Source organism: Actinocorallia herbida, assembly GCF_003751225.1.
Taxonomy (GTDB): domain Bacteria; phylum Actinomycetota; class Actinomycetes; order Streptosporangiales; family Streptosporangiaceae; genus Actinocorallia; species Actinocorallia herbida.
This window is the reverse complement of the sequence record NZ_RJKE01000001.1, coordinates 2,812,857-2,828,027: the sequence shown is the minus strand read 5'-3', so window position 1 is coordinate 2,828,027 and position 15,171 is coordinate 2,812,857. Positions and strand designations below refer to the sequence as shown.

The window sequence follows — 15,171 nt, the reverse complement described above, 5'->3', positions numbered from 1 at the left end:
CGCGGTCGCGGGTCCGCGCCTGAGCGCGTCAGGCCCGCCGCTCGCGTCGTGCGAGCGGCGGGCCTGGACGGTGGGGCTATTCGGCGCGGAGGGCGGTGGCGGTCGTGGTGCGGGCGGCCCAGGTCGCCGGGATGAGGGCGCCGCCGACGGCTATGGCGGCGCCCGCCAGGGCGAAGAGGACGAAGGAGGCAGGAGGGAAGATCTCGGTGATGCCGTAGGGGAGGTCGACGCCTCCGGATTCGGCGATCCTCGGGAGGACGTGACCGTAGGCGGACAGGCCCAGGGGGAGGCCGAGGAGGCCGCCGGCCAGGCCCAGCAGGGCCATGGAGGACACCACGATGAGGGTGATCTGGCGTGGGGTCGCGCCCAGGGATTTGAGGACGCCGAAGTCGCGGGCGCGGTCCAGGGTGTTGAGGACCACCGTGTTGAAGACGCCCAGTCCGGCGACGGCGGCGATGCCGAAACTGAGCACGCCCATCAGGGCGATGACGACGGTCCGGCCCACGTCGCCGTCCTCGGAGACCGCGTACGCCTGATGGCCGTCGGCGATCAGGGAGGCGACGTAGTCGTCGGCCGAGGTTCCCGCGGTGAGGGCGATCTCCCGGGCGTCGAACGGGGCGTCGGGGACGAGCGCGCGCAGCGAGGCGGCGTCGGTGATGAGGGCGTGGTCGTCGTCTTGGATGGAGGCTCCGACGACGGTGAGGGCGAGGCTTCCGGTATCGGACGCCGGGGTGATGACGTCGCCGATGCGCAGGCCCGCCTTGCGCAGGAGCGGGCCGCTCACCACCGCCTCGCCGGGGGCGCGCAGCCAGCGGCCCTCGGTGAGCCGGTGCCCGTGCCTGTCGGCGGCCGGGCCTTCGTAGGCCTTGAGCGTCACCTGCCGTGAGACGCCGGGGACGCGCACCTCCGCGAGCTGCGCCGACGCGATCCGCGCGGTGCCCGGCCTGCCCTCCAGCACGGCCAGGTCGGCGGACGTGCCGACCTGGTAGACGCTCTCGCGGCTCTCGTCGCCGTAGTAGGCGACGACGGTCTGCTGGAGGCCGTAAGAGAACACCACCGCCGCGACGCCGAGCAGGACCGCGGCGACCGTCAGGGACGACCTGCCGGGGCGGGCGAACGGCAGGCCGAGGCCCAGGCTGACCGGGCGCGGCAGCCGGGTCCGCGCCAGCAGGAGCTGGACGCGCGGCGCCCTGCCGCGTCCCGCGCGAGGTCCGGCGCCGACCGCGAGGGCCGCGGGGATCCGCCCGGCCCGGACGGCGGGCACGAGCGCGGTGACCGCGGCGACCGCGAGCACTCCGGCGAACGCCGCGGCGTCCACCGCCGGGGAGACTCCGCCCGGAGTGGGCAGGTCGAAACCGGCGCCCATCGCCTCGGCGAGCAGCCGCGCGAGGGCGTTCCCGACGGCGATGCCGACGGCCGCGCCGAGAACCGCGGGGATCGCGGTCATCACCAGGTAGACGGCGGTGACCTGCGCCGGGCTGAACCCGATGGCCTTGAGGATGCCGATGTGCCGGAGGCCCGAGACGACGGCCCCGCCCACCACGTTCCCGATGATGATCACCGCGACGAGCAGGCCGGCGATCCCGAACGTGGCGAGGAACGGGATCACGGTCTTGGCCCCGTCGGTCGCCTCCTGGCGGGGCACGAGGTAGCTCTGGCGGCCCGTGACGACGAGGCCCCCGGTGACGGACGAGGCCGCCGAACCGGGGTCGGCGAGCCGGTAGAGCATCTGGAGGTCGCCGTCCGCGGGGAGCTGTCCCGGCGCGATCCAGCCGTCGGCGGACCCGGTGATCGACCTCGCGACCCCGACCGCGGTGAAGGTCCGGCCGTCGGCGAAGGCCACCCGGGTCCCGACGACGTCGACCGGGAAGTCGTCGGGGACCATGTGCGCGGAGAGCACGATCTCTCCCGGACGTCCCGCCCAGCGGCCTTCCCGGAGCGTCAGCCGGTCGACGGGATCGGCGTCGGAGGGGGTCCGCTCGGCGAGCAGGTACTGCCCCGGCGGGAGGGAGATCGGGGCGCCCGGCACGCCCTCGTCCGCCGGCACGGGGATCTCCGCGACGTCGGTCCGGAAGGGGCCGACCGCGCCGGTGACGCCCGCTGCCCGGCTCGTCGCGGCGACGTCGTCCCGCGCGTCCGACGCGGCGTAGGAGACGGTCAGGTGGGCGCCGTCGACCTGGGCGAAGGCCCGGTCGTAGGGGCCGTCGACGGTCACCAGCAGGCCGAGCGCGAGCACGACCATCGCGGTGGACAACGCGAGGACCACGCCGGTGAGCGTCGTCTGGAGCCTGCGGCGGCGCACCGCGTGCAGGGCGGCCCGCCACACCGCCCTCATCGGACCGGCTCCGGCGCGACGTCACCGTCGGCGAAGTGGACGATCCGGTCGGCGACGCGGGTGGCGAGGCGTTCGTCGTGGGTGACGATGAGGAGGGTCTGGCCGATCTGGTTGAGGTCCAGGAGCAGGTCCATCACCTGCTCGCCGGACCGGGAGTCGAGGGCGCCCGTCGGCTCGTCGGCGAGCAGCAGCGCGGGCCGGTTCATCAGCGCCCGCGCGACGCCGACGCGCTGCCGCTCACCGCCCGACAGGGTCACCGGGTAGGCGCCGCGCCGGTCGGCGACGCCGAGCTCGTCCAGCAGTTCCAGCGCGCGCTTGCGGGCCTCCTTGCGCGGGGTGCCGATGAGTTCGGCGGTCAGCGTCACGTTCTCCAGCACCGGCAGGTCGTCGAGCAGGTTGAAGAACTGGAAGACCATGCCGATCCTGCGGCGGCGGTACTTGGCGAGTGCGGTCTCCGACAGGGCGCCGATGTTCTCGCCGTGGATGACGATCTCGCCGGACGTCGGCCGGTCCAGTCCGGCGATCATGTTGAGGAGGGTCGACTTGCCCGATCCCGACGGGCCCATGACCGCGACCGCCTCGCCCGTGGCGATGCCGAGCGTGACGCCGTCGAGGGCGACCTCCTCGCCGTACTCCTTGCGCACATCGGTGAGCTGCACCATCTGTTCCATGCCGCAGAAGGTAGATCCGCGGCGGCGCGCCGCGCATCGGGCGGCGGATGTACCTCCGCGGGACCGTCATCCGCGCGATGTACGGGCGTCCACTCTGAGAAGGATGGCCCGGCACGTCCCGAGCCGGGAGAATGGCGGGATGGTTCCGGTCTGGGCTGTGCTGCTGCTCGTCGCCGTCCCGTGCGCGTGGGCGCTGCGGGAGCGGCGGCTGCGCCTGCGCGACCTCGGCGCGCGCACCTGGACGCTGGAGCGCGAGCGCGAGGGGGCGGCGCGGCAGGCGGTCGAGGCCGAGCGGGCGCGCGTGGCGCGGGATCTGCACGACATCGTCAGCCACAGCGTGAGCGTCATGGTGGTGCAGGCGGGCGCGGCCCGGCTCGGCACCGACGGCGAGACCGAGGCGGCGCTGCTGGCCGTCGAGCGGACGGGCCGGGAGGCCATGACCGAACTGCGGCACCTGCTCGGGGTCCTCGCCCCCGCCGCCGACGGCGACGAGCTCACCCCGCAGCCGACACTGACCCGGCTCGGCGGGCTCATCGACCGGATCGCATTCACGGGCCTGCCCGTCGAGGTCGTCGTGAGCGGCGAGCCGCGCGAACTGCCCGCCGGGCTCGACGCGACCGCCTACCGGGTCGTGCAGGAGGCGCTGACGAACGGGCTCAAGCACGGCGCGCCCGGCACCCGGGCCGAGGTCCGCGTGTCGTACGGGACGCGCAACCTGCGCGTCGAGGTGCTCACCACGGGCCCGTCGGTGCTGACGGGCACCGGCGCGCCGCCCCCGCCGGAGAGCCGGGACGGGCGCGGGCTCTCCGGGCTGCGCGAGCGCGTCGCGGTGTACGGCGGCGACTTCGACGCGCGGCGAAGGCTCGGCGGCGGCTATCGGGTCCGTGCCCGCCTTCCCTTGGACCGGCGGTGAGCGCGGACGGGACGGGGCCCCGCGTCCTGATCGCCGACGACCAGACGCTGGTCCGCAGCGGGTTCCGGATGATCCTCGCCAAGGGCGGCATCGAGGTCGTCGGGGAGGCCGCCGACGGGCGCGAGGCGGTCGCCGAGGCACTGCGGCTGCGCCCCGACGTCGTGCTCATGGACATCCGGATGCCCGAGATGGACGGGTTGGCGGCCGCCCGCCGGGTCCTCGCCGACGCGCCGGACTGCCGCGTCCTCATGCTCACCACCTTCGACCTCGACGGCTACGTGTACGCCGCCCTCGCCGCGGGCGCCAGCGGGTTCCTCTTGAAGGACGTGACGCCCGAGCACCTCGTCGCGTCCGTCCGGCTGGTCGCGACCGGCGACGCCCTGCTCGCCCCGTCCATCACCCGCAGGCTCGTCGAGCGGTTCGCCAAGCCGGGCCCCGCGCCCGAGGGCCTCGACGACCTCACCCCGCGCGAGACCGAGGTCCTGCGCCTGCTCGGCGGCGGCCTGTCCAACGCCGAGATGGCCGACCGCCTCGTCCTCAGCGAAGCCACCGTGAAGACCCACGTCGCCCGCATCTTCGCCAAACTCGGCCTCCGCGACCGCGCCCAAGCCGTCGTAGCCGCCTACGAGTCCGGCCTCATCACCCCCCGCACCCCCTGAGCCGCCCCCAAAAAAAGCCAGGACCCCGCAAACCAGGACCCCGCGAACCAGGGCTTCCCGAGCCGAGACCCCGCGAGCCTGAACCGCCCGAACCTGGACCTCGCAAGCTTGGATCCCGCGATCCTGGATCCCAAGAGCCAGGACCCCGCCAGCCCGGACCCCGCCAGCCCGGACCCCGCCAGCCAAGACCCCGCCAGCCCGGATCCCAAGAGCCAGGACCCCGCCAGCCCGGACCCCTCGAGTGGGAAATCCGTCCGCGCGAGGCCCTGGGCCCGGGAATCTTCCGGGCCGGGGCCCAAGCGGCATTCGACGGGCCGTCCAGTAGGCTCGCGGGACTCGCGTGGGAGGAGCCGGGCATGGGTCGCACAATGGTCGTTTCGGGGAGCGTCTTCGTGGAGGTGTCCCCGGAGGTCGCGTACGCCGCGGTGAGCGATCCCACGCAGATGGGGCGGTGGAGTCCGGAGAACCTCGGCGCGACGGTGCGGGAGGGGCGGGCCGCGTATGCGGGGATGAGGTTCGACGGGCACAACAAGCGGGGGCCGATCCGGTGGACGACCCGGTGCACGGTCACCGCGGCCGACCCCGGCGCGCGGTTCGCGTTCCGGGTCGGCGCGATCGGGCTGAAGCGGCCGGTCGTCCCGGGGCCGATCGCGACCTGGGAGTACCGGTTCGAGGCCGAAGGCCACGGCACCCGGGTCACCGAGACCTGGACCGACGACCGCAGGGGCTGGCCCGACGCGCTCGCGAACGCCTTCGACAAGGTCGCCACCCGCGGCAGCACCTTCGCCCAGTTCCAGCGCCGCAACATCGACACGACCCTGCGCAACCTCAAGGCGGCCCTCGAGGCCTGATCACCGCCGCCGCCCCGCGCGGACGGTAAGTCGCGCTCGGAGCCCGAGCCGACCGCCCCCAGGACGAGGCCGACGACGATCATGACCAGGTAGGCATAGGTCTCGTAGCCGCTGGGCGCCAGGAATCTGACGAAGCCCATGAAGTGCGGCCAGCCGAGCCAGAGGTGCAGGAGGCCGCTCACCCCGCCGACGAGCAGGATGAAGCAGAGCAGGTTACGGACGGGCGTGAGCGGGGATTTCCGGGATTCCGGTGAGGAGGACATGCCCCGATCGTGCCCCGGAGCCCCCGGCCGCGCCTCAGCGCAAAGACCCGGCCCGGAAGACCTAAGTCCCCGCGATCACCGGCCACGCTCGTACTTAAGTACCGAAGTCCGCCGCGACGTCGTCGGCGGGTGCGGGGAGCGCATAAGTTCGGGACATGGAGCGAGAGGGGCGGAGCGGGCGGGACCTCGCGGCGAACGCGGCGGCCCTCGTCTTCGCCGCCTGCTTCGCGGCCCTGAGCGGGCCGAACCTCGAACTGCCCGACGATCTCGGCGCGCGCACCCGGGAGATCGAGCAGATCATCGGCGGGCTCGGATGCGCGGCGCTGCTCCTGCGCAGGCGCCGGCCGTTCGCCCTGGCGGTCGTCCTGCTCCTCCTCGGTAATGTCACGCACTACCTGACGGGTCCTGTGCTCGTCGCGGTCTTCACCGTCGCCGCGGCACGTCCCGCCAAGCAGACCGCCTGGATCGCGGCCATCGCGTTCGCGCCGCTCATCCCTTTTCTCGTCAGGTTCGCCGAGGCGGCGCCGGACCGCCGTGCGCAGGCGCTCGTGTACTTCGCCCTGGTGCTCAGCGCGATCGGCTGGGGGCTGTGGCGCCGGTCGCGAAGGCTGCTGCTCGCCTCGTTGCGCGAACGCGCGGAACTCGCCGAGGCGGGCGCGGAGCTGCGCGCCGAACGGGCCCGCCAGGAGGCGAGGAAGGAGATCGCCCGGGAGATGCACGACGTGCTCGGGCACCGGCTCTCGCTGCTCAGCCTGTACGCGGGGGCGTTGCAGTACAACGAGGCGGCGTCCCGCGAGGAGGTGGCGCGGGCGAGCGGGCTCATCGCCGACAACGCCCGCCTCGCCCTCACCGATCTCCGCGAGGTGATCGGGGTGCTGCGCGCCGGGCCCGGCACGGACGAGCGGCCGCAGCCCTGTCTCGATGATCTTCCCCGACTGGTGGCGGAGGAGCGCGCCGCGGGAGGACGGATCACCCTGACGGTACCGGAGCAGGGCGCCGTGCCCGCCTCTGTCGGCCGGGCCGCCTACCGGATCGTCCAGGAGACGCTGACGAACGCGCGCAAGCACGCGCCCGGGACCGCGGTCGAGGTCGCCGTTTCCGGCGGGCCCGGCCGCGGCCTCGCGATCCAGGTCGCCAACCCGCTGCCACCCGGCACGATGACGCACGAAGGCCACGGGCTTCTCGGGCTCGTCGAACGCGCCCGCCTGGCCGGCGGCGATCTCACCGCGGGCCCACGCGGGGACGTGTTCCAGGTATCCGCCAGGCTGCCCTGGCCGGAGGCTGCGCGGGAGCCCGAGCCGGGGACCGCCCTTGAGGAGGAGCAGAAGGCCACCCCGGAGGAGGCGCGGTGATCGGCGTCCTGCTCGTCGACGACGATCCGATGGTCCGGGCCGGTCTGCGACTGATGCTGGGCGGGGCGCCCGACGTCGCCGTGGTCGCCGAGGCGGCCGACGGCGCGGAGGTGCCCGCCCTGGTGGCCTCCCATCGGCCGGACGTGGTCCTCATGGACATCCGGATGCCCGGCGTCGACGGCCTCACCGCCACCCGCGCCGTCCGCGCCCGGCCGGACGCTCCCGAGGTGCTCGTCCTGACCACGTTCCACGCCGACGCGCACGTGCTCGGCGCGCTGCGTGCCGGGGCGGCGGGCTTCCTGCTGAAGGACACCCGTCCCGACGACCTCATCACGGCGATCCGCGCGGTCCACGCGGGCGACCCCGTCCTCTCTCCCGCGGTCATGCGCGGCCTCATCCACCAGGTGACGGGCACCCCCGAGCGCCGCGACCGCGCCGCTGCCGCCCGCGCCCGCCTCGGTCTCCTCGCCGATCGGGAACGCGAGGTCGCCCACGCCGTCGGCCGCGGGCTGTCGAACACCGAGATCTCCCGCGAACTCCACATCGCGGTGTCCACCGTCAAGACCCACGTCTCCCAGATCCTCACCCGCCTGGACCTCGTCAACCGCGTCCAGATAGCACTCCTCGTCGCGGACGCCGATCTCCCCGGCTCCTGACGCCCGAGCACGACGGTGCGGAAGGGACCATACGGACGCCGATCTCCCGCTCCTGAAACCCGAGCACGACGGTGCGGAAGGGACCATACGGACGCCGATCTCCCCGGCTCCTGAAACCCGAGCACGACAGTGCGGAAGAGACCGATCGGTCGGCGATCATCTCCGTCGGCTACAGGGCCGAGACCCGCCGGAACCGGCTGCTCGCCCGCGCCCCCGCCGCCCCGCCCGTCGAGCCGTTCGAGGAGCGCAGCGCCGCGAAGGTGACCTCCGCGCAGCTCCAGCCGCGCCTCGCCAAGGCGCTGACCCGGCTTTCCGCGGCCGACCGGGACCTGCTCCTGCTCGTCGCCTGGGCCGACCTCACCTACGAGCAGTGCGCCGAGGCGCTCGGCGTCCCGCTCGGCACCGTGCGCTCCCGGCTGCACCGGATCCGCGCGGCGTTCCGGGCCATCGCGCGGATCCCCGGAGTCGAGGTGCGGTCCACCGGCACCGACCCGCTGGGCAGGCCCGTCGTGGCGATCACCCGCCTCGATCAGTGGGGTGTCCGGATCTCCTACGTGATCGACCCGGAGACGTACTCCTCCCGGGACCTGTCGGGCACGTACGAGCGCAGCGACCTCATGCGGCGTCCTCCGGGGGTGTACTTCGGCGAGAACGGCCTCCCGACGCCGGATCCCAGCGACCGGAGAGGTCCTCTCGGTGCCGGCGACTGGGACCTGCGTGAGTCGGCGGGCATCGTCGACGAGCCCGGCGAGCGTCCCTGATCGTCCGGCGCTCCCGCTCAGCCGAGCGGGGGCGCCGCGGTGATGATCGGGGCGAGGTGGTCGCGGGCGAAGCCGGCGGCGGCGGCCGGGTCGTCGAGGCCGAGCGCCGGGTCGGGGTAAAGGCAGTGCGAGACGACGAGGCGGGCGAGGGTGTCGGCGGCGAGAAGCTGCCGGGGGCCCTGGCCGGGCGGGTAGAGCACCTGGAGCAGGAACGCCCGGATGAGCAGGACGACGGGGTCGCCGGCCGAGGCGGAGCCGGGCAGCGGCGGGATCGTGTCGTTGCGCAGGAGCGCGCTGAGGTCGCCTTCGCGGGCGTAGGCGAGCGCGAGGACGAATCCGGTGGCCACCTTCTCCGGCACCGTCTCCGCGGCCTCGATGCGGGCGCGGGCGAGGCTCAGGGACCGCCGCGCCTCCTCGACGAGGACGGCGTTGAGCAGCCGTTCCTTGCCGACGAACCGCCGGTGCACGGTGACCCGGGCGACCCCGGCCCGACGGGCGATCTCCTCGACCCTGGCCCGCCGGATGCCCATCTGGACGAATTCGGCCCTTGCCGCGTCGAGGATGCGCCGATCGGTGTCGTCCCGGGGCCCGTCGACGGGGTCGAAGACCTCGGCGACGAACGCGATGCGCGTCGCGTCAAGCACGTTTCACCAAGCCCAGCTCAGCCGAATCGGATTCGGTCATTGTCTTCCCTGTCCCATGATCGCATGATACAAAGTGCGAAAAATGACTCTTTGACTCCCCTCCCTCGACGCACCGCGTCCCACCCCCACGGAGATGATCATGAGTACGACCGTGGACCAGGCCGGCCGCTCCCTGGCGGACCCGAAGACCTACCTCGACGAGGAGCGCCTGCACGCCGCCCTCTCCCTCCTGCGCCGCGAGTCCCCGGTGCACCTGGTCGAGGCACCCGACTACAACCCGTTCTGGGCGATCACCAGACACGCCGACATCATGGAGATCGAGCGCGACCACGCGCTGTGGATCAACGAGCCGCGGCCGCTGCTGGCCGCCGCGGAGTTCGACCGCCTCCAGGAAGAGCAGCGCGCGATGGGCATGGCGCTGAGCACCCTCATCCACATGGACGACCCGCACCACCGCGTGGTCCGCGCGATCGGCGCCGACTGGTTCCGGCCCAAGGCGATGCGCGCCCTCCAGCCCAGGATCGACGAGCTGGCCCACCGGTACGTCGACCGGCTCGCCGAACTCGGCGGTGAGTGCGACTTCGTCCAGCAGGTCGCGGTGCACTACCCGCTGTACGTGATCCTGTCGCTGCTCGGTCTGCCCGAGTCGGACTTCCCGCGCATGCTGAAGCTCACCCAGGAGCTGTTCGGCGGCCAGGACGAGGAGCTCCAGCGCGGCACCACCGCCGAGGAGCAGATGGCCGCGCTGTTCGACTTCTTCAACTACTTCAACGCGGTCACCGCGGCCCGCCGCGCCGAGCCCACCGACGACCTCGCCTCGGCGATCGCCAACGCCCGCGTGGACGGCGAATACCTCTCCGACGTCGACGTCGCCTCCTACTACGTCATCATCGCCACCGCCGGGCACGACACCACCAGCTCCACCATCTCCGGCGGCCTGCACGCCCTCATCGAGCACCCCGACCAACTGACCCGGCTCAAGGAGAATCCGGACCTGCTCCCCCTGGCGACCGACGAGATGATCCGCTGGGTCACACCCGTCAAGGAATTCATGCGCACCGCGACCCGCGACACCCAGGTCGGCGGCGTACCCATCGCCAAGGGCGAATCCGTCCTCCTGTCCTACCCGTCGGCCAACCGCGACGAGGACATCTTCGACGACCCCTTCCGCTTCGACATCGGCCGCGACCCCAACCGCCACCTCGCCTTCGGCTTCGGCGTCCACTACTGCCTCGGCGCCGCCCTCGCCCGCATGGAGATCCGCTCCCTCTACACCGCGCTCCTCCCCCGACTCGAATCCATCGAACTCGCAGGCACCCCCGAATGGACCGCCACCACCTTCGTCGGCGGCCTCAAACACCTCCCCATCCGCTACACCCTCACCTGACCCGCGTCCCCCGGCCCCGTCACCTGCGCGAACGCGCCTGTGCCGGGGCCGGATCCCGGCCGTGCGGAGGCGGGGGGAGGATCGGGACGAGGAGGTCGCCATGCGCAAGGTGATCGTGGTCGGCGGCGGGATCGGCGGGCTGACGGCGGCCGCGGCGTTCAAACGGGCCGGGTGGTCGGTCCGGGTCGTCGAGCGGGCCGAGCGGCTGAGCGAGGTCGGCTCCGGACTGGCCCTCGCGCCGAACGCGCTCCGGGTGCTGGACGCCCTCGGCATCGGCGACTCCGTGCGGGCGCTGTCGCGGATCCAGGGCGACGGCGGCATCCGGAAGCCGGACGGCACCTGGCTCAACCGCAGCAGCGCCGAGGCCGCGCAGGCACGGTTCGCCGAGCCCACGGTCATCCTGCTGCGGGCCGCCCTCGTGGACCTCCTCGCCTCCCTCCTCACCGACGCCGAGCTGCGCCTGGGCACCGAAGTGACGGGCGTGGACGCCACGAGCGGGAAGGTCACGACCTCGTCCGGCGAGGAGGAGGGCGACCTCGTCGTCGCGGCGGACGGGATCTGGTCGCGGATCCGGCGCGGGCTGTTCCCCGAGCATCCGGAACCGCGGTACACGGGGCTGACGGCCTGGCGGATGCTCGCCGACGCGCCGGGCCTGTCGGTGCCCTTCGGCGAGACGTGGGGACGCGGTCTCGTCTTCGGCGTCATGCCTGTCGCGGGCGACCAGGTGTACTGCTACGCGACGGCGCCCGCGCCGGAGGGCGAGGTCGCGGACGATGAGAAGGCCGTGCTCGACCGCCTGTTCGGCGGCTGGCATCCCGATGTCGCGATCCCGCTCGCGGCGGTCGATCCGACGCGGATCCTGCGCAACGACGTCCACGCGATGGTCCGGCCGCTGCCCGCGATGCACCACGGCAGGGTCGCGATCCTCGGTGACGCGGCCCACCCGATGACCCCGAACCTGGGCCAGGGCGCCTGCCAGGCCATCGAGGACGCCATCGTGCTCGCCCACACCGCCGCGCGCGGCGCTCCCCTGGTCGAGTACACCGCGGCCCGGCTCTCCCGTACGACCCGCATCGCCCGCACCTCCCGCCTCATCGGCCGGCTCACCCGGCTCACCGGCCCCGTGGCGGTCACCGCCCGCGACGCCCTCCTGCGCCTCCCCGGCCTGAACGCCGCCGACTCCGTCTTCGGCTGGCACCCCCCGACGGACTGACCCGCCAGTCGGCTTCGCGGCACGGGTTCGTCTGGCTTCGGCCAAGCCGGGTTCGGGGAAGGCACCGCGCTGGGTAGCGGGTCGGTATGGGCGAAGGCGAGGCGCCGGTGACGGATCTGCGGTCGGCGATCGAACGGCTGCGGCGTCATCCGGGGCAACTGCTGGAGACCGGCGAACTCGTCGATCCGAACGGCGCGCTCGCGGGCGTGTACAAGCGGGTCGGCGCGTGGGGCACGGTCCAGCGGCCGACGCGACTCGGCCCGGCGATGCTGTTCAACAGCGTGCAGGGGTATCCGGACGCGCGGGTGCTCGTCGGGGTGATGGCGAGCCGGGAGCGGGTCGGGATCCTGCTCGACAGCCCCCGGACCGGCTGACGCAGCGCATGTCCGAGGCGTACGAGAACGCCAAGGGACCCGTGGACGCGCCCGCGGAGGAGGCGCTGTGCCAGGAGGTCGTGCACCGGGCCGACGAGGCGGGCTTCGACCTCCGCACCCTGCTGCCCGCGCCGACCAACACCGACCAGGACGCGGGTCCGTGAGGCCCCTCTCACCCTCATCCACCTACGCAACATGGCGGCGATCACCGAGGCCGGGGGCGTGATCTTCCCGCCCGTCCCCGCCTTCTACCACCGGCCGAAGACCCTGGAGGAGGTCGTCGACCACTCGGTCGGCCGCGCGCTCGACCAGTTCGGCCTGCACACCGACCTCTTCCCACGCTGGGACGAGGATCTGCGCGAACAGGTCAGATCACATCGTCGCCGTTGACGCCCTTCGGGCGGTTCCACGCCCGGAGCACCCGATCACCAGGCGCGTCTCCGCTCTGGGCAGCGAAGGGCCGGGCGCCGCCTGGGACGCCCGGCCGGAGTGCGATCAGGGGCCGTAGACGTTGACCTCCCACAGCGAGTAACCGTAGACGGTGCCGCGCTGGGTGCCGAAGACGCGGACATAGCGGCCGCTGCCGGAGAGGCCCGTCAGGTCGTCCACCGCGCCGTCGCCGGTGGTGGTGCCGTAGAGGGTGGTCCAGGTGGCGTTGTCGTCGGAGACCTGGATCTCGTAGGCCTTGCCGTAGGCGGCCTCCCAGTTCAGCCGGACCCGGGAGACGGTCCGGGACGAACCCAGGTCGACGGTGATCCACTGCGGGTCGGTGCGATCGCTCGACCAGCGGGTCGCCGGGTCACCGTCCACCGCCTTCCCCGGCTCGACGCCGACCCGGTAGGTGCTGGAGACGGTGACGGGCCGGTTCAGCGCGAGGTCCGGACCGCCCGACGCCCCGGTGTACAGGGCGGCGACCTGCGCGGGGGTGAGGGCCTGCCGGTAGACGGCCAGCTCGTCGACGCTGCCGGAGAAGGGCCGCTTGCCGCCGATCCCGCCGAGCGGGAGGTGGATGACCTCGGGCAGGCTGTCCACCTCCGTCCCGTTGGCGTACAGGGTCGTGCCGGACGTGGTGCCGACGAGCGTCAGGTGCGTCCAGGTGTTGAGCGGGACCGTGTAGTCGAAGGGGTAGTTGCCCGTGCCGTACTTCGTGAGGCCCACCTTGTGGTCGGAGCCGTACTCCTCGATCTTGATGCCGTAGTCGAGGTCGCGGAGCAGCACCGTGTTGGTCGAGTCCGCGGTGCGGCGGATCCAGGCCGAGACCGTCCAGGGGGCCTGGACCGAGCGGCCGCCGAGGTTGAGCGTCTGCGTGGTGCCCGCGGTGAAGCCCAGGCCGTTGCCGAGGTATCCGGCCGCCGGGTGGACGGGACGGTAGAGCCAGCCGTTGCCGTGCAGGGTGCCGGTGCCGTCGGCGAGGCTCAGGTTCCATCCGCCGGGGAAGTGCGTGGCCGTCGTCGGGACGTAGGGCGTCTCGAAGGAGTAGGTGTGGACGGGCTCTGCGTCCGTCGTCGGGGCCGGGCGATTCCTCGCCGCCGCGCCCGGCGCGGTGCCGAGCGCGGTGACGGCCGCCGTGAACTGCGCGAACGTCGCGGTCGCCGGGTCGGGGTTCCAGGTCCGTTCGGCGAGTTCGCTGCGGCGGCCGTCGAACAGGTCGAGGTAGTAGCCGGTCTCGCTGAAGAACAGGTCGTCGCCCCAGGCGGCGAGCACCTGGCCCCTGTTGCGGACGTCGGTGACGGGCGTCCAGGCGTAGATGTCACCGCGCGGCACGGCCTTGCCTTCATAGTCGCCGGGCGAGATGTAGAAGCGGTCGTAGGCACCGGTCTTGTAGGCGGTGTCGATGACGTCGTAGCCGAGCGCCCGCATGCCCGCGGACGCGGAGGTCGCGCCGAAGTTCATGATCAGCACGTCGGTGTCCGGCCGGATCGCGGTGTTCAGTGTCCAGATCATGGCCCGTTTGCCCGCCGCCTCGACGGTCTGGCGCAGGTCCTCGATCCAGACCTCCTGGAGGTCGGCGATCGTCGGCGTCGCGGTGGTGTACTGCGCTTCGAGGTAGTCGCAGGTGGCCAGGGCCGCCGGGACCTCGTCGTTGCCGAGGTGGACGTAGGGGCCGGAGAACCACGGCAGGAAGGTCCCGACGAGGCCGTTGAACCAGGTGCCGACGGCCGGGTCGGTGAAGTCCAGCGTGGAGGCGTCGCCGCACTCGGCCGACAGCGAGCGGTCCACCCCGTTGAAGACGGCGATCGGCTGGGCCTTGGTCGGGTTCTGGATCTCCGGGACGACCGTGACGTGGTACTCGGCCGCGACGGCCTCGATCGCGGCGATGTCGGCCTGGCCGTACCGCTGACCCGGGTCGGTGGGCGCGAGGCCCGCGTACGCGGGGCTGTAGAGCCGGAACGCGTTGGCCTGGTTGAACATCAGCTGGAGGACGTTCAGCTTGTGCCAGGCCATCCGCCGGATCTCGTCCTGGAGGTCGGCGACGGACATGTACCGGCGGCTCACGTCGAAGTGCTCGGCGCGGTAGGCCAGCGCGGGGACGTCGCGGATCTCGCCGTTCGGCACCGCGGCGTGCGCGGGGTCGAGGCGGAGCATCTGGAGGAGGCTGACGCCGCCGTAGTAGACGCCGGTGGAGGTCGGCGCGGTGATGGTGACGGTCCCGTCGGCGTCGAGGGTGTAGCCCTCGGTGCCGAGGCCCGCGTCGGCGGCGAGCGCGAGGCGGACGTCGCCGGCGGCCGCCGTCGCGGAGGTGACGACGGGCAGGGCGAGCCCGGTGACCTCGGTGATCTCCGCACCGAGCCGCGCCGCGACCTGAGCGACGGTCCGCTCGACGAGCAGCTCGCTGTCGGCGCCCGTGGTGACCAGGCCCGACGAGGCCGGATCCACGACGATCCGGCTGGCGGTGGTCAGCACGGTGCTGCCCGTCCCGCCCGTCCAGGAGCGCGGGCTGGGGACGAGGGCGGGTTCGGCGTTCGCCGCCAGCGCGGGCGCCGGGGCGACGAGCAACGCGCCCACGAGGGCCGCGAGCGCGGGAAGGACGTGCCGGAGCCTGACGCGGCCGGGCGACGGTCTGGGTGTACGGGACAAGACTGCTCCTGATT

At 73.0% G+C, this 15,171-nt stretch carries 15 protein-coding genes; 11 read left to right on the top strand and 4 right to left on the bottom strand.

The genetic code is table 11. From position 1 onward, the window contains the following. Positions 1-76 precede the first annotated feature (76 nt). Positions 77-2,335: an ABC transporter permease gene (locus tag EDD29_RS13200; RefSeq protein ID WP_148085947.1), complete on the bottom strand. Its 2,259-nt coding sequence runs from the start codon at positions 2,333-2,335 to the stop codon at positions 77-79. Continuing rightward, complete coding sequence (locus EDD29_RS13195; RefSeq protein ID WP_123664682.1) at positions 2,332-3,006, bottom strand: ABC transporter ATP-binding protein; 675 nt, start codon at positions 3,004-3,006, stop codon at positions 2,332-2,334. The genes EDD29_RS13200 and EDD29_RS13195 overlap by 4 nt, the downstream gene beginning before the upstream one ends. A 139-nt stretch (positions 3,007-3,145) precedes the next feature. Here EDD29_RS13195 and EDD29_RS13190 point away from each other — a divergent pair, with 139 nt between their 5' ends. The 6 genes from EDD29_RS13190 to EDD29_RS13155 all read left to right on the top strand — a co-directional run bounded on the left by EDD29_RS13190 (position 3,146) and on the right by EDD29_RS13155 (position 8,461). Next, positions 3,146-3,919 (top strand): sensor histidine kinase, encoded by a 774-nt coding sequence (locus EDD29_RS13190; protein WP_123664681.1) that lies wholly within the window; start codon positions 3,146-3,148, stop codon positions 3,917-3,919. Further along, positions 3,916-4,578, top strand: a complete 663-nt coding sequence (locus tag EDD29_RS13185; RefSeq protein ID WP_170201386.1) for a response regulator — start codon at positions 3,916-3,918, stop codon at positions 4,576-4,578. Before EDD29_RS13190 ends, EDD29_RS13185 begins: the two co-directional genes overlap by 4 nt. Positions 4,579-4,934: 356 nt before the next feature. Next, entirely contained in the window at positions 4,935-5,429 is a 495-nt protein-coding gene (locus tag EDD29_RS13175) for an SRPBCC family protein (RefSeq protein WP_123664679.1), read from the top strand. 418 nt (positions 5,430-5,847) lie between these two features. Next, positions 5,848-7,044, top strand: coding sequence for a sensor histidine kinase (locus EDD29_RS13165; protein WP_123664678.1), 1,197 nt, complete (start codon positions 5,848-5,850; stop codon positions 7,042-7,044). After that, positions 7,041-7,700 carry a response regulator transcription factor gene (locus EDD29_RS13160; RefSeq protein WP_123664677.1) on the top strand — a complete coding sequence of 220 codons (660 nt, stop codon included), beginning with the start codon at positions 7,041-7,043 and terminating at the stop codon, positions 7,698-7,700. Before EDD29_RS13165 ends, EDD29_RS13160 begins: the two co-directional genes overlap by 4 nt. A 71-nt stretch (positions 7,701-7,771) precedes the next feature. Continuing rightward, on the top strand, positions 7,772-8,461 hold the full coding sequence (locus EDD29_RS13155; RefSeq protein WP_123664676.1) for an RNA polymerase sigma factor: 690 nt from the start codon (positions 7,772-7,774) through the stop codon (positions 8,459-8,461). Positions 8,462-8,478: 17 nt separating this feature from the next. On the opposite strand, the gene EDD29_RS13150 is transcribed toward EDD29_RS13155, so the two are convergent. Next, the gene (locus EDD29_RS13150; protein WP_123664675.1) at positions 8,479-9,105 is read right to left on the bottom strand and encodes a TetR/AcrR family transcriptional regulator; all 627 of its coding nucleotides are present in this window, start codon (positions 9,103-9,105) and stop codon (positions 8,479-8,481) included. Between the two features lie 139 nt (positions 9,106-9,244). Between EDD29_RS13150 and EDD29_RS13145 the strand changes: the two genes are divergently transcribed. The 5 genes from EDD29_RS13145 (at position 9,245) to EDD29_RS13130 (ending at position 12,469) form a co-directional block, all read left to right on the top strand. Next, positions 9,245-10,492 carry a cytochrome P450 gene (locus EDD29_RS13145; protein WP_123664674.1) on the top strand — a complete coding sequence of 416 codons (1,248 nt, stop codon included), beginning with the start codon at positions 9,245-9,247 and terminating at the stop codon, positions 10,490-10,492. A 100-nt stretch (positions 10,493-10,592) separates the two neighbouring features. Further along, a complete protein-coding gene (locus EDD29_RS13140; protein WP_123664673.1) occupies positions 10,593-11,705 on the top strand; it encodes an FAD-dependent monooxygenase in 1,113 nt (370 codons plus the stop codon). An 86-nt stretch (positions 11,706-11,791) separates the two neighbouring features. Next, the gene (locus EDD29_RS46295) at positions 11,792-12,079 is read left to right on the top strand and encodes a UbiD family decarboxylase domain-containing protein (RefSeq protein ID WP_211359693.1); all 288 of its coding nucleotides are present in this window, start codon (positions 11,792-11,794) and stop codon (positions 12,077-12,079) included. An 8-nt stretch (positions 12,080-12,087) separates the two neighbouring features. Beyond that, complete coding sequence (locus EDD29_RS46290; RefSeq protein WP_211359692.1) at positions 12,088-12,243, top strand: hypothetical protein; 156 nt, start codon at positions 12,088-12,090, stop codon at positions 12,241-12,243. A gap of 31 nt (positions 12,244-12,274) precedes the next feature. Continuing rightward, complete coding sequence (locus tag EDD29_RS13130) at positions 12,275-12,469, top strand: hypothetical protein (RefSeq protein WP_211359691.1); 195 nt, start codon at positions 12,275-12,277, stop codon at positions 12,467-12,469. Positions 12,470-12,574: 105 nt separating this feature from the next. Here EDD29_RS13130 and EDD29_RS13125 read toward each other — a convergent pair whose 3' ends face one another. Then, on the bottom strand, positions 12,575-15,157 hold the full coding sequence (locus EDD29_RS13125; RefSeq protein ID WP_123664672.1) for a family 20 glycosylhydrolase: 2,583 nt from the start codon (positions 15,155-15,157) through the stop codon (positions 12,575-12,577). Between the last annotated feature and the right edge of the window lie 14 nt (positions 15,158-15,171).